Origin of the sequence: Bacillus sp. EU55, from assembly GCF_038005925.1 — a bacterium.
GTDB lineage: Bacteria > Bacillota > Bacilli > Bacillales > Bacillaceae > Bacillus > Bacillus velezensis.
The window spans coordinates 1,929,878-1,950,697 of record NZ_JBBOUE010000001.1 but is presented as its reverse complement, the minus strand read 5'-3'; the positions used below and the strand labels follow the sequence as shown (position 1 = coordinate 1,950,697).

At 39.7% G+C, this 20,820-nt stretch carries 19 protein-coding genes and 3 pseudogenes; 11 read left to right on the top strand and 11 right to left on the bottom strand.

What is annotated here, in order from left to right:
* Positions 1-3: 3 nt before the first annotated feature.
* From NYE50_RS09755 to NYE50_RS09725, 7 genes and pseudogenes are all read left to right on the top strand, one after another.
* Positions 4-2,553 (top strand): peptidase G2 autoproteolytic cleavage domain-containing protein, encoded by a 2,550-nt coding sequence (locus NYE50_RS09755; RefSeq protein ID WP_224988064.1) that lies wholly within the window; start codon positions 4-6, stop codon positions 2,551-2,553.
* Positions 2,554-2,725: 172 nt separating this feature from the next.
* Positions 2,726-3,209 (top strand): annotated as a pseudogene (locus tag NYE50_RS09750) (peptidoglycan recognition protein family protein); the annotation flags it as partial.
* Positions 3,210-3,875: 666 nt separating this feature from the next.
* Positions 3,876-4,247, top strand: coding sequence for a hypothetical protein (locus NYE50_RS09745; RefSeq protein WP_031303970.1), 372 nt, complete (start codon positions 3,876-3,878; stop codon positions 4,245-4,247).
* Positions 4,248-4,259: 12 nt separating this feature from the next.
* Complete coding sequence (locus tag NYE50_RS09740) at positions 4,260-4,511, top strand: phage holin (protein ID WP_014417851.1); 252 nt, start codon at positions 4,260-4,262, stop codon at positions 4,509-4,511.
* 339 nt (positions 4,512-4,850) lie between these two features.
* Complete coding sequence (locus tag NYE50_RS09735; RefSeq protein WP_021493632.1) at positions 4,851-5,147, top strand: hypothetical protein; 297 nt, start codon at positions 4,851-4,853, stop codon at positions 5,145-5,147.
* A 141-nt stretch (positions 5,148-5,288) separates the two neighbouring features.
* Positions 5,289-6,425 (top strand): Rap family tetratricopeptide repeat protein, encoded by a 1,137-nt coding sequence (locus NYE50_RS09730; RefSeq protein ID WP_318248541.1) that lies wholly within the window; start codon positions 5,289-5,291, stop codon positions 6,423-6,425.
* A complete protein-coding gene (locus NYE50_RS09725) occupies positions 6,415-6,597 on the top strand; it encodes a hypothetical protein (protein WP_224988062.1) in 183 nt (60 codons plus the stop codon). The genes NYE50_RS09730 and NYE50_RS09725 overlap by 11 nt, the downstream gene beginning before the upstream one ends.
* A gap of 32 nt (positions 6,598-6,629) precedes the next feature.
* Here NYE50_RS09725 and NYE50_RS09720 read toward each other — a convergent pair whose 3' ends face one another.
* The 4 genes from NYE50_RS09720 to NYE50_RS09705 all read right to left on the bottom strand — a co-directional run bounded on the left by NYE50_RS09720 (position 6,630) and on the right by NYE50_RS09705 (position 9,538).
* Positions 6,630-7,880: a Y-family DNA polymerase gene (locus tag NYE50_RS09720; RefSeq protein WP_224988060.1), complete on the bottom strand. Its 1,251-nt coding sequence runs from the start codon at positions 7,878-7,880 to the stop codon at positions 6,630-6,632.
* The gene (locus NYE50_RS09715; RefSeq protein ID WP_224988058.1) at positions 7,873-8,205 is read right to left on the bottom strand and encodes a YolD-like family protein; all 333 of its coding nucleotides are present in this window, start codon (positions 8,203-8,205) and stop codon (positions 7,873-7,875) included. The genes NYE50_RS09720 and NYE50_RS09715 overlap by 8 nt, the downstream gene beginning before the upstream one ends.
* 227 nt (positions 8,206-8,432) lie before the next feature.
* Positions 8,433-9,206 (bottom strand): sporulation protein YunB, encoded by a 774-nt coding sequence (yunB, locus tag NYE50_RS09710; protein WP_224988055.1) that lies wholly within the window; start codon positions 9,204-9,206, stop codon positions 8,433-8,435.
* Between the two features lie 128 nt (positions 9,207-9,334).
* Entirely contained in the window at positions 9,335-9,538 is a 204-nt protein-coding gene (locus NYE50_RS09705) for a hypothetical protein (protein ID WP_021493638.1), read from the bottom strand.
* Between the two features lie 243 nt (positions 9,539-9,781).
* On the opposite strand from NYE50_RS09705, the gene NYE50_RS09700 reads away from it, so the two are divergent.
* Complete coding sequence (locus NYE50_RS09700; protein WP_076982784.1) at positions 9,782-9,871, top strand: putative holin-like toxin; 90 nt, start codon at positions 9,782-9,784, stop codon at positions 9,869-9,871.
* 409 nt (positions 9,872-10,280) lie between these two features.
* On the opposite strand, the gene NYE50_RS09695 is transcribed toward NYE50_RS09700, so the two are convergent.
* Both NYE50_RS09695 and NYE50_RS09690 read right to left on the bottom strand, forming a co-directional pair.
* Positions 10,281-10,769 carry an antitoxin YezG family protein gene (locus tag NYE50_RS09695; RefSeq protein ID WP_224988053.1) on the bottom strand — a complete coding sequence of 163 codons (489 nt, stop codon included), beginning with the start codon at positions 10,767-10,769 and terminating at the stop codon, positions 10,281-10,283.
* Between the two features lie 5 nt (positions 10,770-10,774).
* Complete coding sequence (locus tag NYE50_RS09690) at positions 10,775-12,685, bottom strand: T7SS effector LXG polymorphic toxin (protein ID WP_224988051.1); 1,911 nt, start codon at positions 12,683-12,685, stop codon at positions 10,775-10,777.
* A gap of 418 nt (positions 12,686-13,103) precedes the next feature.
* On the opposite strand from NYE50_RS09690, the pseudogene NYE50_RS21980 reads away from it, so the two are divergent.
* Both NYE50_RS21980 and NYE50_RS21975 read left to right on the top strand, forming a co-directional pair.
* Positions 13,104-13,550, top strand: a pseudogene (locus NYE50_RS21980) (thermonuclease family protein); the annotation flags it as partial.
* Positions 13,551-13,733: 183 nt separating this feature from the next.
* Positions 13,734-13,838: pseudogene (locus NYE50_RS21975) on the top strand (excalibur calcium-binding domain-containing protein); the annotation flags it as partial.
* A gap of 222 nt (positions 13,839-14,060) precedes the next feature.
* On the opposite strand, the gene NYE50_RS09680 reads toward NYE50_RS21975, so the two are convergent.
* Positions 14,061-14,795: a DUF2845 domain-containing protein gene (locus NYE50_RS09680; protein WP_224988047.1), complete on the bottom strand. Its 735-nt coding sequence runs from the start codon at positions 14,793-14,795 to the stop codon at positions 14,061-14,063.
* 254 nt (positions 14,796-15,049) lie between these two features.
* Between NYE50_RS09680 and NYE50_RS09675 the strand changes: the two genes are divergently transcribed.
* Positions 15,050-16,195: a site-specific integrase gene (locus tag NYE50_RS09675; protein WP_013352364.1), complete on the top strand. Its 1,146-nt coding sequence runs from the start codon at positions 15,050-15,052 to the stop codon at positions 16,193-16,195.
* Between the two features lie 119 nt (positions 16,196-16,314).
* Here the strand turns inward: NYE50_RS09675 and glnA are convergent, their stop codons facing one another.
* From glnA to hflX, 4 genes are all read right to left on the bottom strand, one after another.
* Positions 16,315-17,649, bottom strand: coding sequence for a type I glutamate--ammonia ligase (glnA, locus tag NYE50_RS09670; RefSeq protein WP_007410365.1), 1,335 nt, complete (start codon positions 17,647-17,649; stop codon positions 16,315-16,317).
* Between the two features lie 57 nt (positions 17,650-17,706).
* A complete protein-coding gene (gene glnR, locus NYE50_RS09665; protein ID WP_007611631.1) occupies positions 17,707-18,111 on the bottom strand; it encodes a transcriptional repressor GlnR in 405 nt (134 codons plus the stop codon).
* A gap of 109 nt (positions 18,112-18,220) precedes the next feature.
* Entirely contained in the window at positions 18,221-19,486 is a 1,266-nt protein-coding gene (locus NYE50_RS09660) for a methionine gamma-lyase family protein (RefSeq protein WP_159354192.1), read from the bottom strand.
* Between the two features lie 16 nt (positions 19,487-19,502).
* Positions 19,503-20,765 (bottom strand): GTPase HflX, encoded by a 1,263-nt coding sequence (gene hflX / locus NYE50_RS09655; protein ID WP_021493446.1) that lies wholly within the window; start codon positions 20,763-20,765, stop codon positions 19,503-19,505.
* Positions 20,766-20,820 lie beyond the last annotated feature (55 nt).

The window sequence follows — 20,820 nt, the reverse complement described above, 5'->3', positions numbered from 1 at the left end:
ATATTGAGCGACAATTTAATTCCCGTAAACACAATGGGTTATATGGACGAAGAAACAGAGCAATGGATACCCATTGATGCTATAGGGTTAAAATCAAATAATATCAGATATACTGCAGACGATATTCAAGAGGCTTTTGATAAAGCTTCTAAGGATATTAAAAACGTAATAAGCACAGTCGATTCTGGTTTAACAGATATCACAAACACTATTGGAGATATTTCAAAAATCCCTGCAGCTGGTGCAACAATTGTTGATAAAGTCTTAAATGAGTTTATCAGACGAAGTGTCAATGTTCAGGATTTTGGGGCTAAGGGTGATGGTGTTACTGATGACACTGAAGCTTTCAAAGCTGCTTTTTCCAGCGGGAAGCGAGAAGTTTTTGTACCCGCAGGTATTTATATGGTTCAAGGATTACATATCCCTTCTTATGTCAGACTTTACGGTGTTGGATCAGGATCTATTATCAAGCTTCACCCAACTGCTACCGGAACATCTTGTGTGTTAACCAATAGCGACTACACAAACGGAAATGAATATATCTTAATTGAAGACTTAGACCTCGATTGGAATTTAGACAAAAAGGACAACACCATTACAAATGGAACAAATGCAAACTGTGTGGGTATTGTTAACTCTAAATTTGTTCGGGTTAGAAACGTCAATGCTCGAAATCCAGGTCTTCATGGTTTTGATGTAAGCTCTCCTATTTGGAACACTTCTTCAGATGGTGCTGATTATTATCAACCGAAGGGCAGTAGATATGTTTGGATTGAAAACTGTACTGCAACTAATTTCGGTGACGATGGCTTCACAACTCACTATTCTGAATACATCTACTTCACTAACTGTCACGCATACAATGCCAATGGGTCTGCTCATGACAAAGGCTCATCAAATTCAAATGGTTTTGAAATTGATGACGGTTCTAGAAACGTATGGCTGGTGAACTGCAACAGTCAGAAAAACTGCAGAGGTTTTGAAGTTAAAGCCCACAATAGAGCGCCTGCAGCAAGAAATGTTAATTTAATCAACTGCTACTCAGAGAATGACATTCGTGCATTTGATTTTAGACACATCGGCTTTCATCGTGCTTCTGATAAAATTTCCACTAGTGCATTCGACATTAATGCTGTTAACTGTACTGCGAAGTCTCCAATCTTTAGTGACCTTTATAAAGAGTTGAGCCCACGAGCACTAGTAATCTCAGCTTACAGAAATGTTAACATTTCAAACTTTAACGCAATTGGAGACCCTTCTTATGATTACAAAGGAAATCCCGCAATCGCTACGCAATTTAAATCAAGAAACATTAATTTAAACAATCTTTCTATTTCTAACTTCAAAACAGCTGGAGCTGACATTTATGTATACGGTGGGGATCAAAAATCAGATAATGTAAATATTTCAAATGTAAATTGTTTTGAATCGGCGAGAATTGGTGTGCGTATTGGCAGTGGCACAGAAAATGTAAAGCTTATTAATGCAAGTTTGATAGGTGACGGGAAAGCTGACAGTATTGGTGTGTATTGTTCTAATTCTCAGGCAAGCCTAATGGGAATTTCAGTGGAAAAATACAAAAAGGCTGCCAGAATTTCAGGAGTTGATTACACTTTTGTACCAAATAATATAAAAGGCGGGACAAAGGTTGCAACCTCTTCTGGAGTACCCAAATCTAGCACAGGCTTAATAGCAGCATCTACTGGACAGCCTGAAGTATCAGGTGAAGCTTCTGCTGTTATAGGCACCACAGGTGGAGCAAAAGCAACTGGGGTCAGAACAGGAGTATTTTCCTCTTCCGGAGCAAGTTCCGTTAGCGGTTCGCGTAGCACAGTCATGTCTTCAAACGAATCCCACATTGAAGGCGATAATGTCTCACGAACTATCTTATCTTCGGGAGGAGTCAAACTCGGTACAAATGATCGCTATATGGTGGTTGGTGGATATGGTTCTACCCCATCAAGAGCGAATATCAAATGGATGCTAAACTCCATGAACGGAGATATAACATCTACCGGCAAGATGAATGGTGGAGCCACTTTCAGTGATTACGCTGAATATTTTGAAAGCCTTGACGGAAAAGCAATTCCGACAGGAACAATTGTCACTCTTGAAGGAGCTAAAATTCGCCCAGCGAGAAAAGGTGAAGATGTACACGGAGTAATCTCCGAAACTGCAGGAACTATTTTAGGCGGAGCTGATATTCACTGGCAAGGTAGATATTTAAAGAATGAATTTGGTGGATACATATATGAAGATGTAGTCAACCCAGAAACCGGTGATGTTAAGAAACTGCCTAAAGTAAACCCTGAATGGATTGAAAAAATAGATTACGTCCCCCGTGAAGAACGCCCTGAATGGAACATAGTCGGCTTACTTGGACAGGTTTATGTGAAAGTGGACAGCACTGTTTCTGTGGGAGATCGTATTGAAGGTAATTATGGCATCGGCACAAAAACAGAAGACAGGTTTTACTCTTGGAAGGCTATGGAGATTGTAACCCCATATTCAGACAAGCTTGGCTATGGCATTGCCATCTGCTTAATTAAGTAATCCCTCAAAATTAAAGGAGGTGGTTATGTTCTAGTTAAAATATAAATTTTATTCAATTTACAGCATTCAAAAACAGAGATAACAAGAGCATACGTGAGATAAAGAGAGATTGGAATTTACCCCCTTCTCTCTTTTTTGTGCTCAAATTTAATTTTTAGGAGAGATGCTCAATATGACAATTGCAGTGAAAAAGAGATTAGTTCCAAGTGAAAAATACGCTCTGAAATGTCCGAACCCAATGACACCGGAGTATATCACTATTCATAACACAGCAAACGACGCATCAGCCGCCAATGAAATCAGTTATATGACGGGAAACAGCGAATCGACAAGCTATCACTTTGCCATCGATGATAAAGAAGTCATTCAGGGGATTCCGCTGGATCGGAACGCTTGGCACTCTGGCGATGGAAGGAATGGAACCGGTAACCGTAAGTCTATCGCAGTAGAAATCTGCTACAGCAAGTCAGGTGGCGCGCGGTACCGCGCAGCAGAAGCGCTGGCTATCAAGTTTGTGGCGCAACTTCTCAAAGAGCGCGGATGGGGCGTTGACAAAATCAGAAAGCATCAGGACTGGAACGGAAAGTACTGCCCGCACCGCATTTTGTCTGAAGGCCGCTGGGATGAAGTGAAAGCGGCCATTGCTTCAGAATTAAAAGCACTCGGCGGAAAAACATCTTCCTCATCTTCAAAGCCAACAAAAGTAGTTAAAACAAATGGTTCTTATGTTAAGAACACAGTTATAGCTGACAGTCTTAATGTGAGAACCCAACGCAATGCAAACTCCTCTATTGTACTTGCTCTTCCTAAAGGCTCCACTGTCCAATACCAAAAAGGATCAACTCAAAATGGTTGGGGTTATATTAAATACACCAATTCTAAAGGTGCTACATACAGCGGATATGTAAATGTGAAATACATTAAAAGTGATGCTGAGCTTGGAAAATCAACCCCAAAGCCTAAACCCACTTCTAAGCCTGATAACAGTGGAATCAAATCTGTAGGCAAGATTAAAGTTGTCGGAGTAAAAAGCGCTGCTATCGTAATGGACAGACCTGATAAAAACAAAGCGAAGAATCTCGGCACTGTGGAGCTAGGTGATACCGTCAGCATTTCTGGCTCAGTGAAAGGGTCAAACAATGCTAAGGGTTACTGGGAAGTTATCTACAAAGGTAAACGCGGCTACATTTCAGGACAATTTGGCTCAAAAATCTAAATATATTTAAATATTTTTGAGGATGAGTGTAGCTCAAAGTGTATCAATGATTATTTAGGAGGTGATGTGACATTACCTCCTATTTTTTATGGAGGATGATTGCATTGTGGCTGAAAAAGAAAACTATGAAGTTTTAAAGACTGAGGTCGCTCATATAAAAGAACGTCTTAAAGAACAAGCAGAAGATAGAAAAATCATGTTGGAAACACAAAAAACAACAAGTGAATCACTTATTAGGCTTACCACTGTTGTTGAGAACCAAGAAAAAAATCTTGTTGAAACAAAAAATTTGTTCACCACTGAGATAGCTGGACTAAGAAATGAATTTCAGCAAGTTAATCAGTCGCAAACAAAATGGCTTCAGAGCTTGTTAGAAGGAACCTTTGGCAAGACATTAAAGATTTTAGTTTTAATTATCCTCATACTGCTTGGCGCAGAGATTGCTGGTGTTGATATCACCAAATTAGCTAATTTATAAGGAGACGATTTAATGACTAAAATTAACTGGAAAGTAAGACTTAAAAAGAAAACATTCCTGGTTGCAATCTTCTCTGCAACTCTTTTGTTTGCACAAGCAATTGCATCAGCTTTTGGATACGATATTTCTGTGTTTAGTGATGATCTCACAGAGAAATTTAATGCACTGCTGACATTTTTAACTGCCATGGGAATTGTAGTGGATCCAACCACTACAGGTATCTCAGATAGTGATCAAGCAATGGAATACACAGAACCAAAATAACTCGGGGGAGTTCATCTCCCCTTTTTTTCATTTTTAATTAAGAAAGGAATGATTGTTGGTCATGCAAATAGGATCTGGATATATCGGGAGTCCAATGCTTGAGAAGTCAGAATCTAACCATGAAGTGATCCCTTCCCCACCTGCAACCTGGACGATTAAATATTCTTTCTATAAATTCAGCTTTTCAAATGATCAGGAATGCCACGTATCAATCAATGGTGGAAATCCTATCTATTTAAGAGCAGGACAAGGCTTTCAAATGGACGCTCACGATTCACCTATCACAAGCTTCAAAATTTCTGAGTCAGGAATAACATATAATTTTTTGGGGGCGCATAAATGAGTTTCTTCAATCCGATGGTTAATGTCTCAATTGTCACTGGGAAGTCTGCTTATGATATTGCAGTGGACAATGGTTTTTCAGGAACTGTAGAGGAATGGCTAGCATCATTAAAAGGTGAAAAAGGCAACACTGGTGCTAAGGGAGACAAAGGTGATACTGGTGCAACCGGTGCTAAAGGAGCTACTGGTGCTGCAGGTAAAGATGGAAAATCAGCATATGAATTAGCTGTTCAACAAGGATTCACTGGAACATTAGATGAGTGGCTTGCTTCTCTTAAAGCAACAGCAAACTGATCATATCCCTTCTCTAACGAGGAGGGTATTTTTTTCGCATTTCATATCTAAATTGATAAATAAGAAAAAACACCCTTCCCAACTTATTACATTATGATAAAATATTACATAATCAGACGAAATGCTAGGAGGGTGATTTTTTTGGAGCAATTGATCTCTTCTTCAAAAGTTGGCTTAAAAATCAATGAATGGTACAAATACATAAGATTGTTCAGTGTTGCAGATGCAGAAATTCTAAAGGATGAAGTTGAACAAGAAATAGAGCATATGGAAGAAGATCAAGATTTATTGTTGTACTATTCGCTCATGTGTTTTAGACATCAATTAATGCTTGATTATCTTGAACCAAAAACCATGAATGAAGAACGCCCGAAAGTTTCAGACTTATTAGAAAAGATCGAAAGTAAACAAAATGATCTAAAAGGAATTCTTGAATATTATTTTAACTTTTTTCATGGGATGTATGAATTTGAACAATACGAATATCTTAAGGCAATAAGTTTTTACAACCGAGCTGAAAAGAAGTTAGCCGTTGTCCCAGATGAAATAGAGCGAGCTGAATTTCACTATAAAGTTGCTGAAGTGTACTATCACATGAAGCAAACCCACATGTCTATGCATCATATCGTTCAAGCAATAGAAACCTACAAAGCACACGAAACGTACTCAATAAGAGTAATCCAATGTTCATTCGTCATCGGTCTGAATTATTTAGACATGGAGTATCCAGAAAAAGCAATACCGCATTTCATGAATGCATTAAAACAAGCACAAGAAATTGATATGCCACGGTTAATAGGTTCTTCTTTGTACAATCTCGGTTTATGCTCATTTACAACAGGAAATATGGAGAAAGCATTGGAGTATTTTAAAGAAGGCGTCTCAATTTATCAAAGTAATTCTCTTCACAATTATAGTCGACTACTAGACATACTTCTAATGTTGGCAAAAACGCACTTTAAATTGTTCAACATGGTTGAGGGAAAACAGGTTTGTGAACAAGGTCTCATGCTATCAAAGGAATTGAACGATGAAGTATTAGGAAAAATGTTTGATTTTCTTATGGGTTTATTCGTTGGGAATGACAAAGACCGACTTTTTAAAATCTTAGATTACTTAGAATCAAAAGCTATGCTTTCAGATGTGGAAGACCTAGCGACTGATGCAGCAATGTATTATAATGTAAATGAAGACCATAAAGTAGCTACCGCCTTTTATGAGAAAGTGCTTTATGCCCGAAAACAAATTCAGAGAGGGGATTGTCTTTATGAAATTTAAATTTCCATCAGCTTTTATCTTTTTAGTTATCTTACTTGGCATTGTTGGACATCACTTTCTTGACGACCACAAGGTTTTAAAGGAAGCTCGAAGAGGCCACACAGCCAGTATCCAAATTGCTCTTGATCACCATAGTGACTTCTCAGTGGAACGTAGAGGGCAAACCGCATAAATGTTTTGGTACCCCCATAAAGGGGGTATTTTTTATGACTTATGTCCACCAGTCAAACCTGCTCTATGCAATGCCGTGCCTCCAGGTGTATAGGAAACAGCTCGTAAGATCGCTTTAGATCCGTATTTGTTTCTTATCCCGTCCATAACAAATCCAAGCTTTCTTCTCTTCTCATTATCCTTTTCAAACAGACTTAATTGTTGATTTACATCATCTTCAATATTGGATAAGGTAACTGAAATACTTCTTACTGTTTTTCCTGTATAGAATTTATCAAAAAGCATCAAGCAATATCGATAAATATCCATTGTGATATTTGTAGGTAAATCAATTGTTTTAGATCTGTGAAAGCCACCGCCGAACTCATCTTTACTGTAACCAATTCCTAAGCTGATCGTACGCCCTACTTTGTTATGTGTTCGTGCTCTTCGTGCAACCTCTTCACAAATCTCCAAGAGGACTACTTTGATATCCTCTTTCTTCGTATAATCTCTAAGTAATATCTGGCTTTTCCCGTAGCTTATTTGCCCCTGCATTAAAGGAGCTCCAATTTCAGAAAGGTCAATTCCATGGGCATGATAATAAAGCTGATTCCCCATAATGCCGAAACGTTTTTCAAGCAGCTCTAATGGATAATTGGCTAATTGGCCAACAGTCGCAATCCCCATTCGGTTTAAATTCCTTTCCATCCTCCCTCCTATTCCCCACATTTCAGATAACGGATGAACACGCCAAAGTTTTTTCGGAACATCTTCATACCTCCACCGTGCAATCCCAGTCTTTGTTTTCTTGCTCTCTAAATCAAGAGCTAACTTACTCAGCAGCATATTGTCGCCAATGCCAACAGTACAAACTAAGCCGAACTCTCTCTTCATACTGCTCTGAATTGCTTCTGCCATGACTTCAGGATTTTCTTTTCCTGCATCTAAAAAAGATTCATCAATTGAGTACGTGTGTACACATGTTTCAGGAACGAACCTGTAAAACAATTTAGTTATTTCAGTTGAAACTCTGATGAAAAGTTTCATTTGCGGATTAACTATGTGAATTCTTGGATCATCTGGAATCTCAAATAACCGGGAGCCAGTCTTGATTCCATAATCTTTTTTAAGTGCAGGAGACGCTGCTAAGACAACACTTCCCTGTCTATCCGTGTTTCCGACTACAGCGAGATAACATGTCATTGGATTCAATCCCATTGTTACAGCCGATACTGAAGCATAAAAGGATTTCATATCTACACAAAGTATATTTTTACGTGGAAACTGTGAGTAATCAATCATTGTAAGCAACTCCTATGATGTCATTCATGGTGATGTATACGGTTTGATCGTGATGATCTTTTACATGTAATTTGTGTTGTTCGTAATTGAGATATTGAACTGTACCGATTAAATCCTCAGCAACCCCTTCTTTAAAGAGCTTAAACTTCAATTCTTTATTCAACGCCATTGCTTCAGAAACCAAGATGTCAATCTCCTCAATTTGTTGTTCATCTAAAGACGGTCTCTTTATTTTTGAAACATCTAACAAGTCTTGTTTTAGTTGCGTTAAATGTTCTGGAAGCATCATGGAAGTCCATTTGATCGCTCCTCGATCTCTAAGCATTTTGAATCACTCCTTTATTGATCTAATATTAACAGAACAAACGTTCTTTATTCAATATAAACAGGAACAATCGTTCGATGTAATTATTGGAAATGATTATTCATTAAATATCCTTATGGTCTACTCTAGTCGAGACATTGAATTCTCTCCAATAGGCATGGAAACAAAAAGAAATCCGCAGGAAAAGTAAACACACAGCCGCATTCTTTTCTGGCAGCTGTGTGTCTTTATTTGTCTTTATCAGCTCCGGGTTTCTCTTGTTTTTCATTCGGTAGCTGAATGGAAGGCGTCACACCTGATCCGCCGCTTCCGTTATAAAACTGCGGCACCTCTCCTTGAATCGCTTTAATGGAGACCGGAATATTATTTGTGACGACTGATGTCTTACTGGCAAACGGAATAATGACCTTCACTTTAATTTCCACAAAAATACTGATATCGATCAGGGCATTGTTAATGCCGTACGGCTTTATTTTTGTTTTCACATCAGTTAACGCATCACCGATCAGGTTAAAGCGCACGGGGATTTTCGGCCCCAGATTTCCGAGAATGCTGTTTCCCGTGACCTGCCCTAAAGGGATGTTAATCATAATTTCATCGGCCGTTTTCGCGCCTTTCTCCGTTTCATGCTGCTTATTGTTCGACTCCGCTTCCTTCAAATGAGCCTGAAGCTGCTTTGTCACTTTCGCCTTCATGCTGTTGACCATTTGTGTATTAAAATCCATCGTTGTGACTTTTCCGTTTTCATCCGTTTTCATATCGACCATATCTTTCACATTGTCGCTGTGAGACATGTATTCTTCAATGGATTCCGTAATGACCTCTGTCGCCACCCGTTTGGTTTCCATTTCTCCTATGTTCATCAGCACCGGTTTGATTGAGGAGTTGATCATCCAGAGGCTGATGACCGTCGATATGATAAAAAAAGAAAACGACAGAAGAAGCACATACCGAAAAGGCAAAGGCCCTCTCTTGCGAAGAGCTCTCCGGTATCTAGGCAAGAAAAATCCCCCCTTACATATCACAATGTATGCTTGTAAGGGGGGACATAGTAATTTATTTTCACACTTAAAAACTCCGGCACAAAGTGTTCCTTTTCTTTCGGATCACGCAAATGACGGGCTATTTTTTATATCCTGCTTATTTTAGTTTTTCTAATCCTTTTTCTTTTCATATCTTCATTAGATATTTTTGTTTGCATCTCCATAACACTTAATTGGCTTTTTAATATCTTAATGTCTTGTTTATTGAGCACTGGTGGCACATTTATTTCTGCCCTTTTTCCACTTGTTAATGAAAACTTTAAAACCTGTTTAGCTAAAGTAAATTCCAACGCCAGATTCTCCCTTAGTTAATTTCAACAATTTAAAATCATAAGAGCCATGATGCACTTACACAATAAAGATTACATGATATTGTCTTAATCATCAAACTTTGATTTTCAATTGACTGTTTCAGCTTGGTAATCTGATTCCTATAATCACAGACATATATTTGGAATTAGTGTATAATGATTCCTGCACATTAAAGCATGCTCACTCAAGGGAGTCTTGCTCATCCCCTACGAAAGGGGGTGATGCTTATGTCAACATTTCAGGCATTAATGTTAATGCTTGCATTCGGGTCGTTTATAATTGCCCTGTTGACGTATATAAATAAAAAATAGACCTCCCTTGAGACTGGAATCCTGAAGGGACAGGTCTATCACGAATAACCGCTGAGCAAGCCCTTTGATGGGTAGCTTTTTGTACAGAACCGGGGTGTTGGTAGCACCCTGGTCTTTTTATTTTATGCATTTCTGGTTAAAGAAATACACTGTAACCATTCTGTATATTACAGTTTGATTATAGCACATTAAATGAAACCATTGAAATGATTTGCAAAACTTTGTTTATGGATAAAACCATTATTTTATTTTGATTGCGAATGCTTACTCTTTCATCATCCCATACAATTGCAATACTTTTGTTTAGTTGTCTAAACTAACTTTCAATGCATCAGCTAGCATGGCGTTAAAATCATTAAATTTGTTCATCTTTTCAGTGATATGTGTATGCTCATTCCAAAATCCCCACTTAGATCGGGTTTTCAGGATAATCAGCTTTATATTTCTCAATTATCCCTTTTAGAGACACATCAGACGGTTCCTCGCCTAGATACTTATGTTTCCATATGATGTGTTGATCACTGAAGCTATAATCAGTGCTGAACCAATCAGTGTAATCAAAACTGATATTTAATTTGCCTGTTCTTTCAAGGCTTAGCGTAAACGAATACCATAATTCTTGGTCGTTCTCCTCGAATACTTCTCGTAGCTTCTCACTCAGGTCAAACAACTTTCTCTTTTTCTCAGTAAAGTCATCTTCATCAATTGTAAAAATAAAAGGTACTTCTAAGCTATACTTGTAATTTTGTGGCTCGTCAGGAGTATTGTAATAAAAATAAGTTCCTCCTCCTGTTTCCGAAACTTGTGCATAAAACCAAAACTTTTCCCATTGCTCGGGGATCATTTCATTTATTGTTTCTGCAATCTCTTTATATAGATTGTTTAGTTTTGTCTCCAACGTGCTCAACCTCCAGGTTTATTTTTTATAATTTTTTCATAAAACCCTTTTCCTTCAATATGGTACATTATCTCAAAAGAATCTGGCCTTAGTGAATCTCCTTTATAAACAGGTGAAATTTTCACTTTAACTTTTCTTGGAGGTTCTTCTTTTAATGCATTTGCCCATTCAGTCTCCATTTTGTACCATTCCCCGCCAGAACGGTTAACTTGACTGTTTTGGGCTATTAGATTATCAATTTCTCCTGATCCTTTAAATTGACTGCCAATCAAATGACCTCCATCATCATCTGGTAATCTATCTTGAGGCTTACCTACATTGGACTGAGCATATTGATTTCTTTTTCCCTCACCTAATTGCAAATCAGCATCAACATTTGTAATTCTGCCATAGTTGTCGGTTTTATAGGAATAGCCTTCTTTTGTTTTATAAATAACATTGGGTTTTAGTGTCTTTCTTCTCGACCATTTCGCATAATGTTCTCCGTATTTAACAGTTACAGGAGGTACTTTAGGTACTGGGAGCCTTCTACCAGTCGGGGAAGTGCCGAAGATACTGTTTTGTTTTTTGGCAAAGTTTAATATACTGTCTTTCAATCCTCCACTGTTAACTACATTATAAGGAACTCCTCCAGCTGGAACAACATCGTAACGTGGATTATAAGGCAATAAATCAGCAATTGAGGCATCTTTCAGCTTTTGCCCTGCTTTGCTGACTTTAGAGGTGACTTTTCCAGCTACATCTGCTTTTGTAAGTGAACCGGCTCCCTTTGTGCCTACTACAGAGGTAACTACTGTACCTATCGCATATGTCACCCATCTTGATCGGGAATACGCATCTCCATTCACCATGTCTTTTTGGTACGATTCCTCAATAGCTGTTGAAATGGCATTATACGTGTTAATTGGATGAGCAACTGCCCCTATGATACCTTCGACAACTTCATCAGGCTTGCTGATCAGTTGCCATAAGCCGGTTACCGTGTCTTTCCCGACATCATATAAACCAACGCCAGCTCCTTTTAAAATATCCCAAGTCACTTCTCCGGCTTCTTCCAGCTGTTTTGCTTGTTCAAGCTGAATGACATATTGCTGCTGGGAAGGTTCAAGGTTTTCATAGCCGATCTTCTTCGCAATCTCCAAGTATTCATCAGGATCAGTTACTCCATCAGCGAGCTTTTTCTTCAGATCCTTGATTTCCCGCTCTTTCGCTTCTTCCTTTTTAATCGTCAAATAAGCATCCGAATGTCTTGCAATCTCGCCTTTTTTCTTATGGATGTCGCTTTCCCTGTATGCCTTGGCGTTATAGTGAAGTGGTGTTGCGTTTTTTCCTTTGCCTGTAGCATTTTGGAGCTGCTGAAAGTCAGCCTGAATGAAATGTTCATTTGCCTCGGTTTCTGCATATTCCTTCGTTAGATCATGATCGAGCTTACCGAGCTTATGTATGGTATTGTCCCGTTTCTTGTCTGCTGAATCCAGCTTTTGATCGACATCTTCTGTAGAGAAAACATCAAGATGAATGATATCACTTATCTCATTAAGAATATCCCTCATTTCATTACGTTGCTCTTGCATGATGGCTTTTGATTTATTCTTCGCATGAATCAGCTCATGTTCTAAAAATGACTCTTCCACAAACGAATCGGCTAATCCCGCATCAGATACTTTTCCAGAAATGCTGTTAAGAAACGCAATCTTCATATCTATTAGATCAAGCCAGCTGTCAGTAACACCGGCGTGATCTTGAAAGAATGCTTTGATGTTGTCAGCACCTTTACCTGAAAACTCACTATCGTCTAAGTCAGCCATTCCCTGAAACGCTTTTCTGAGATTGATAAATTGTTCTCTAATCTGATCGTATTCTTTTGCTCGTTTCTCCGCTGCTGAGATTAACGAGGATGCTTCAAATACTTTCATATCTGTCTCCTTTCCACTTAATCTCTTCTAAATTTTACCATAGTTTTAGGCTCTTCGATTTTCAAAATCAGATGTTTACCTAAAATTAATTTTACAATCTTTGGTTCTATAATTATAATTAGGAAGGTTTGTCCGATATAAAGACAGAATAAACAAATTTGGGGGAATTACATTGAAGAAATGGTTATTAGGTATTGGCGCATTATCTCTAAGCTTTTCTTTGGCTGCATGTGGGTCTGATTCTGCTTCTACAGATAAAACAGATTCAGATAAGGCTAAAACAACGCAGCAAGAAGAAAAGGATACAAAAGAGACAAAGACAGACTCTCAATCAAACGACAAAAGCAATAATGATAAGAGTGAAAAAGCCGTAAATGATTCAAAGAAGGATTCGTCGGATAAAAAGGCATCTGACAAGAAGAAAAAGCTGGTCGATGTAACACTTAACAGAACAGTTGATGGGGATACGATTAAAGTTAACTATAAAGGCGAAGTCAAAACTGTTCGTTACTTGCTTGTTGACACTCCTGAAACTAAAAAGCCAAACTCTTGCGTACAACCATATGGTGAGGATGCTTCAGCAAGAAATAAACAGCTGGTTAACAAGGGAAAACTTCAACTGGAGTTTGATAAAGGAGATCGTACAGACAAGTATGGCAGAATGCTGGCTTATGTTTATGCAGATGGCAAATCAGTACAAGAAACACTGCTTAAAGAAGGATTAGCACGAGTAGCTTATGTATATGAGCCAAACACAAAGTATTTAGACACGTATAAGAAGGATGAACAAGCCGCGAAAGATAAGGACTTGAAGATTTGGAGTAAGAATGGATATGCGACTGATAAAGGATTTAATGGCTGCGTAACGAAACCGAAGAAATCAGTAAGTGTATCTAAGCCGGCTCAAAAGTCAGTTACAACACACCAATCTGAGACACATAAATCGAACTCAAGCAGTTCACATTCAAGTAGTTCAGCATCAAGTAGCTCTTCTAACTCTACACAAGCCTCCCCTTCTTCTGGAGGAACAGAGCACTTTGCAAACTGCACAGAGCTGAGAAAGAAATATCCACATGGTGTACCAAGCACTCACCCTGCCTATACATCTAAGATGGATAGGGATAATGACAACTTTGCATGCGAGAAGAATTAATCATTTTGAAGCCCTCTGAGGCTTCTTTTTTATTTGGGTATATTCCTGTCTAAACAAAAAACCACAGAGCATGTGAGGGAGCTCTGTGGTCTATAGTGGCTGATTAAACCCCTATGATACATCAATTAGGATACTTTAAATTAGACTAATAAGCAAGTTGGTCTAAAATGTTTCGTTAAAATGAGGATTTTATTTAATGTTTGGATTGAAGGGCTAATAATTTTATTCTTGTATTGTTGTTAATACTCCATTATCGAAATATAGGTATCTGCTAATACCGTAAACCCATTGTTCATTTATCCCTGATGCTGTCGTTGTCTTATGAATAGACTTAGGCCTACCCCAGTCTTTAAGTTGGATAACTTCATGCTTGGTCATGCCAATTGCAATTGTCTTCCCCTGATAATCTTCGTCTAGAGTGTCTACACCTTCGTCCCCGTCTTCTTGGTACTTCACTTCTCTTGTTTCAAGCATATGAGAATTAGGGTCATCATTTTGGTATTCACTTACGATTAAAACGTTCTCTTCTGGATGATTTAATGGACTATATTTAACTTCATAACTGGACGTCTTATCGTCTTCATCGCTCGGCAAAATAAAAATCTCATTAATAGAACATGTTTTATTCCTTCCACATTTAATTTCGTTTAAATGGGAATTCTCTTGTACAACTTCCATCACCTTTCCAGCCAAAAGCAATTTTTCTTTGTCGGATAAAGTAGTAAATGCTGGTTTAGCTTTTAAAGATAAATCAAATTGATTTTTAGTATCCTTTACTTTACGCAACCATACTGAATCAAAGTGTTTGTTTAATTTTTTGTTTTCTTTTACTTTAGTAGCTATAGCATCTAAATTGGTTGTATCTAGCCTGTTTATGTACATTGGAATTGTTATAGACAATGCTATTATTGCTATAGCCACAATCCCGAAAAAAATAATCATTTTCTTCTTTTTCATATGTTACAGCCCCTTATGACTACACTATACTTTATACGAGAATGTTTAAATCCATTTGACCATAAAATTTTAAGTTTGCCCCCACTCCATAATTCACCACAATTTCAATTATCTTATATCAAGAGCAGAAAATAAACACAAACTTATAGTATTTTTTGATAACGTTAACTTTCAATTATCTGAAATTTTTGATTGTCCCCCGAAAAACTAAGTGCTAAAATGGGATATGTTAATTTAAGAAAGGTGGAGTAAAGATGGCCAGTTTCAGAAAAAGAGGTAGTACTTGGCAATACAGAATAAAGCATAAAGACCCTTTGACTCATGAACAAATTGAGGTCTCTAAAGGCGGATTTAAAACAAAAAAAGAAGCACAACTAGCAGCAAGACAAGAAGAACTGAGGCTGAATAGCGATTTAGAAATCAATGGAGGTGACGTTCTTTTAAAACACTATCTTAAAGATTGGCTCACTGAATATAAACAAGGAACTGTTAGGAAAAACACATATATCCTTCATGAACGTAATGTTAAAACAAAGATCTTGCCCTATTTTAAGGATATTAAGCTTAAGGATATCAAGCCTTTGAGATACCAAAAATTCATCAATCATTTAGCAGAACAAGGTTACAGTAAGAGAACGATCGAGATCATTCACGGGACAATGTTTAATGCTTTATCTACTGCTGTAAAACCATTAAAGAAACTCGAGGAGAATCCTTGTGAAGGAGTAACTATCCCAAAGATACCTAAGAAAAAAGAAAAACTGGCGTACATTAACTCAGACGACATCTCCTTCTTCCTCAAAATTGCAAGACAGGATAACTATCTTTACTACATTTTCTTTAAAACTCTACTTGAAACTGGAATGCGTAAGGGGGAAGCTGCTGCATTACAAAGAAAGGATATTGATTTAAAGAATAATTACATCCATATTAACAAATCTTTAGACTTTCAAGTTAAAGAAGGCGAAGAAAGATTCGGAGAAACAAAAACTTATGAATCCGAGAGACGTATTAAAATAAGCAATTCTTTGGCGAAGGAATTAACAGCTCATATGAAATATTTAAATGATAATAGAATAGTTTTTAATGAAGTATATGAGCATGAATTAGACCTTGTTTTTTGCAGAGAGGACGGCAAACCATTACCGAAATCCACCCTCTTCAATGCACTTAATCGAATTCTTAAAAAGTCTGGGCTTAATAAAATGCCTATACATGGTTTAAGACATACTCACGCTGTTCTTCTTCTTGAATCTGGTGCAACAATGAAGTTTGTACAAGAAAGACTTGGGCATAAAAATATAACCATCACTTCTGACGTGTACTCTCATATCTCAGAGAAACTTGAAAATTCGTCAGTTGACGGTTATGAAGAATATATGAACTCTCTTTTGTCTTAATTTTTTTTAGTATTTTTGGTGGTCAAATAGTGGACAAGTTGACCACCAACCCTCCAACTACCCCTTATGACCAAAACCAAAAAATCCCCTGACACCAATAGTGCCAAGGGATTGAGAGATTAATACTGAGACATATACTGTTCGCGCTCCCACGGATGAACCTGTGTGCGGAACATATCCCATTCGATTTCTTTTGCTTCGATGAAGTGTTCGAACAGGTGCTCGCCGAGCGCTGCAACCATGACTTCGTTTGATTTGAATTCGTCGAGAGCTTCCGCCAGTGTCGCCGGAAGATCTACGATGCCGTTTTCCATGCGCTCTTCTTTGCTCATGACGTAGATGTTGCGGTCAATCGGAGCCGGTGCTTCAAGTTTGTTTTTGATTCCGTCAAGGCCTGCTGCAAGCAATACGCTTAACGCCAGGTACGGGTTTGCCGCCGGGTCTACGCTGCGGACTTCAACACGCGTGCTGATGCCGCGGGAAGCCGGGATACGGATCAGCGGGCTTCTGTTTTGCGCGCTCCATGCCACGTAGCAAGGTGCTTCATAGCCCGGAACAAGGCGTTTGTAAGAGTTCACTGTCGGGTTTGTAACAGCCGTAAAGCTTGTCGCGTGTTTTACGATACCGGCAATGAAATGTTTTGCTGTTTCACTCAGCTGAAGATCAGCGTCTTTATCAAAGAATGCGTTAACGCTATCTTTAAAGAGTGATAGGTTGCAGTGCATACCGGAACCGTTTACGCCGAACAGCGGTTTTGGCATGAATGTCGCATGCAGACCGTGTTTGCGGGCGATCGTTTTGACAACCAGTTTGAAAGTTTGGATGTCGTCACAAGAACGGATGGCACCGGCATATTTAAAATCGATTTCGTGCTGACCCGGAGCAACTTCATGGTGAGATGCTTCGATTTCAAAGCCCATTTCTTCAAGCTCAAGCACGATATCGCGGCGGCAGTTTTCTCCCAAGTCAGTCGGAGCCAGGTCGAAGTATCCGCCTTTATCGTTCAATTCAAGCGTCGGTTCGCCTTTTTCATCTAATTTAAACAGGAAGAATTCAGGCTCAGGTCCAAGATTGAAATCGCTGAAACCGAGTTCTTTCATTTCTTTCAGAATCCGTTTGAGGTTGTTACGCGGGTCACCTTCGAACGGCGTGCCGTCCGGATTGTAAATGTCACAGATGAAGCGTGCTACTTTACCTTTTTCAGCAGTCCATGGGAAGATTACAAATGTGTTCAGATCAGGATATAAGTACATATCAGACTCTTCGATACGGACAAAACCTTCGATGGAAGAACCGTCGAACATGCATTTATTATCAAGTGCTTTTTCAAGCTGGCTCACAGGAATTTCCACGTTTTTAATCGTTCCGAGAATGTCTGTGAACTGAAGGCGGATATACTTTACGTTTTCCTCATTTACTAATTTTACGATGTCTTCTCTTGTGTACTTTGCCATTTCGTAAAACTCCTCCTCTAAAAGGTAAATGTATATAGCAAAACAGTTGCTAACGGATTAATGAAAGAATCGGGACATGTCACCTTGGCGGAAAGTATTTCCCCGCTGGAAACGGCCTGCCTGCATCAGTTCGTTTTTCAGAAGCTTTCTGAGTTCGTCATCAGACAGATCGTGCTTCATCGGTTTGGCGGTTTTTTCGGATTTTTCTTCCGGTTCGGCAGATGCCTTATCCAGAATTTGTTTGATCCCCGCCATATTGACGCCTTGTTCAATCAGATTTTTGATTTCTAACAGTTTATCTACATCATGGAATGAAAATAATCGTCTATTTCCTTCGCTTCTCGCTGGAAATATCAATCCATTTTCCTCATAATATCGAATTTGCCGGGCAGAAAGTTCTGTTAACTGCATGACAATCCCAATTGGAAATAAAGGCATTGAGCGGCGAATGTTATCACTCATCTCAATTTCCTCCTTTTCTTATCTTAGTCTCATTATAGGTGATGTTATATTTTGTGTCAACACAATGTGAGGAATCTTAACATCAAATTCTTTGAAAATTGCAAACGGCCTAGATCAGTTCTTTTTCCATTAAAGCATTTACGGCGCTGCAAATCGCATTTTTCACGTGCGCGTAGGTTAATCCTCCTTGGACATACGCAACATAAGGCGGTCTGATAGGTCCATCTGCTGATAATTCAATGCTTGCTCCCTGTACGAAAGTGCCCGCTGCCATAATGACATCGTCTTCATATCCCGGCATATAGCTCGGATAAGGCGTCACATGCGCATTAATCGGTGAAGCATATTGTATCGCCTGGCAAAAAGCGATCATCTTTTCAGGGTCCTGAAACTCAACTGATTGAATCAGATCCGTTCTCGGCGCATTCCATGCAGGGTTTGACGTAAAGCCGAGCTTTTCAAGAAAACGGGCGGTAAATACCGCTCCCTTCAAGCTTTGCGCCACTACATGCGGAGCGAGAAAGAAACCTTGATACATTTCCTGCAGTGAATAAAGCGAAGCCCCGGCTTCACTTCCGATTCCCGGGGAGGTCATCCGGTAAGAGCAGGCCTCAATCCACTTGGCTTTCCCTACAAGATAGCCGCCCGTTTTAGCAAGGCCGCCGCCCGGGTTTTTAATCAGGGAGCCGGCCATAAGATCCGCTCCGACGTGGCAGGGTTCCCGCTCTTCTGCAAATTCTCCGTAGCAATTGTCCACAAAAACAATGACATCTTCTTTGATTTCCTTTACGAAACGAATCATCTCTTCAATTTCATTTATTCTGAAAGACGGACGATTCGCATATCCTTTTGAACGCTGGATGCCGATCACTTTTGTATTCGGCCGGATTGCAGCCCGGACCGCTTCAAAGTCCACTCTGCCTTCTGATGTTAAATCGACTGCATTGTATCCGATTTGAAATTCCTTAAGCGAGCCTGAATACTCCCCGCCTCTTACTCCGACGATTTCCTCAAGTGTATCGTAAGGCTTGCCTGTAATATAAAGCAATTCGTCCCCGGGTCTCAGCACACCGAAAAGCGCGATTGAAATCGCATGCGTTCCGGAAATGATTTGAGGCCGCACGAGTCCCGCCTCTCCTCCGAACACATCAGCATAGATCTTCTCCAGTGTATCTCGTCCGATATCGTCATAACCGTATCCGGTTGTAGGCGTAAAATGCGTATCGCTTACTTTATGTTTTCTGTAGCTTTGCAGGACTCTCCATTCATTCCGTTCACTGATTTCTTCTATTCTTTTATGAACGGCGGAGATTTCCGCTTCTGTTTCTTCGGCGGTTTTTTGTAAAAGAGCGCCGTGGGTCAGTGTGTCAAACATGTTGTGTATACCTTCCTTACATGAATTTCTTCAGTTCTCCGAGTATGCTTTGTTCTTCCTGTACATAACCTGAGACTTCATAGCGTTCATTTTCTTCATTAAAATAAAGGCTGTCGATCATGGTCTCTGATTTGATGCGTGACATCAATTTGCCTTCGGCGGCAGGCACATGAACTTCATACGGCGTCATCAGCTCCCGGCGCAAATAAGATTCGATTTCCGCTTTTAGTTTTGCTTCATCCCCGGCGATTCTGGCGCTGATCATGATGTGGCCTTCTCCCGCTGTCGGGATGAAGTCAGGAAGTGTCTCATCACGTTTGTTATAAGCGGTCAGCACCGGAATATCATCTGCCTCAAGCTCTTTTAACAGATCGAGGACCGTCTGTTCATGTCCGGCATAATCTTCATTGGATGAATCAATGACATGAATGATCAAGTCTGCTTCCTTCACTTCCTCAAGCGTTGAGCGGAAAGCGGCAATCAGCGTCGTCGGCAGATCCTGAATGAAGCCGACCGTATCAGACAAAAGGACGCTGTAGCCGCTTGGGAGCGCCATCTTTCTCGTCATCGGATCAAGTGTTGCAAACAGCAGATCTTCTTCATAGCTGTCTGAGCTCGTTAATTGATTGAACCATGTTGATTTTCCGGCATTGGTATACCCGACGAGTGCAGCCTGAAGCACGCCGTTCTTTTTTCGTCTCTCCCGATAACGGCTTCTGTGGCGGATAACCGTTGAAAGCTGCACGTTAATTTCGTGTATGCGGTTTCTAATGTGGCGCCGGTCTGTTTCAAGCTTTGTCTCACCGGGCCCTCTCGTCCCGATTCCGCCGCCTTGTCTTGAGAGATTGATTCCTTGTCCGCTCAGACGCGGCAGCGCGTATTGAAGCTGGGCCAATTCGATCTGAAGCTTTCCTTCTCTCGTCTTCGCCCTTTTTGCGAAAATATCCAAAATAAGCTGCGTGCGGTCGATGATCTTCGCTTCAATTGCAGTGGCGAGTGATTTAAGCTGGCTCGGTGACAGTTCATCATTAAAAATGACCAGATCCGCTTCAAGCTCTTCACACAGCGCCTTCAGCTCGTCTACTTTCCCCTTGCCTATATATGTAGCGGCATCCGCTCTGTTCCGTTTTTGCGTAATCCGGGTCAGCACCGTTCCGTCAGCCGTTTTTGTCAATGAAGCAAGCTCTTCCATGGAATGTTCAAAGTGCTCATCTGTCATGTGCGGAAGCTGGCAGCCGACCAAAATGACCGTTTCTTTTTTTCCTTCCTGTTCGTTCAAATGGATGTTCCTTTCTGTGTCGTATTGGGCAGTAGTACTATCATACCAAACCCGC